Origin of the sequence: Falsiroseomonas sp. E2-1-a4 (assembly GCF_051433165.1) — a bacterium.
Taxonomy (GTDB): domain Bacteria; phylum Pseudomonadota; class Alphaproteobacteria; order Acetobacterales; family Acetobacteraceae; genus Falsiroseomonas.
This window is the reverse complement of record NZ_JBHMFS010000067.1, coordinates 1-1280: the sequence shown is the minus strand read 5'-3', so window position 1 is coordinate 1280 and position 1280 is coordinate 1. Positions and strand designations below refer to the sequence as shown.

1 pseudogene is annotated in these 1280 nt (G+C 65.2%); it reads left to right on the top strand.

The window, feature by feature from the left end:
• Window positions 1–1280 (top strand): annotated as a pseudogene (locus ACFHNC_RS24660) (IS3 family transposase); the annotation flags it as partial.

Below are 1280 nucleotides of genomic sequence, written 5' to 3'. Positions count from 1 at the left end.
TACCCGCAAGCACCACTCGGCCGAGGACAAGATCCGCATCGTCCTCGAAGGCCTGCGCGGCGAGGAGAGTATTGCCGCGCTGTGCCGCCGCGAGGCCATCGCCGAGAGCCTGTACTACGCCTGGTCGAAGGAATTTCTGGAAGCCGGCAAGCGCCGCCTGGCCGGCGACACGGCCCGCGCCGCCACGACCGACGAGGTCAAGGAATTGCGCCAGGAGGCCCGCACGCTGAAAGAGGTCGTGGCCGAACAGGCACTTGAGCTGCGCTTGCTGAAAAAAAGCATGATCGCGGCTGGGGACGACCGCACATGAGGTACCCGGCTCACGAGAAGCTCGAAATCATCCGCCTCGTCGAGCAGTCCCACCTGCCGGCACGGCGCACGCTGCGCCAGTTGGGCGTGCCGCCGGCGACGTTCTACCGCTGGTACGACCGCCACCAGCGTGGCGGCCCGGAAGCCCTGGCCGACCGGACTTCGCGGCCGGATCGCGTGTGGAATCGCATCCCGGATCCGACACGCGACAAGATCATCGACCTTGGCGCTGGCCAAGCCGGAATTGTCATCACGCGAGCTCGCCGTGCGCTTCACCGAGCAGCAGCGCTACTTCGTCTCCGAAGCCTCGGTCTATCGCCTGCTCAAGGCGCACGACCTGATCACCAGCCCGGCTTTCATCGTGGTCAAGGCGGCCGAGGAGTTCCACACCAAGACCACCGCGCCCAACCAGCTGTGGCAAACCGACTTCACCTACCTCAAGGTCATCGGCTGGGGCTGGTTCTACCTGTCCACAGTGCTCGACGACTTCTCGCGCTACGTCATCGCCTGGAAGCTCTGCACCGGCATGGCCGCCAGCGACGTCACCGAGACGCTGGAAATGGCGCTCACCGCCTCAGGCTGCACCCAGGCCCGCGTGCGGCACCGACCGCGCCTGCTGTCCGACAACGGGCCCTGCTACATCGCGGGTGATCTTGCCTAATGGCTGGCCAACAATGCCATGGGCCATGTCCGTGGCGCGCCCTGCCATCCGCAAACCCAGGGCAAGATCGAGCGCTGGCACCAGACCCTGAAGAACCGCATCCTGCTCGAGAACTACTACCTGCCCGGCGACCTCGAGGCGCAGGTCGAAGCCTTCGTCAACCACTACAACCATCAGCGCTACCATGAGAGCCTGCGCAATCTCACACCAGCCGATGTCTACTTCGGCCGCGGCCAGACCATCCTGCTCGACCGCGAACGCATCAAGCGGCAAACCATCCAACAGCGCCGCTTGATCCACCAGCAACACG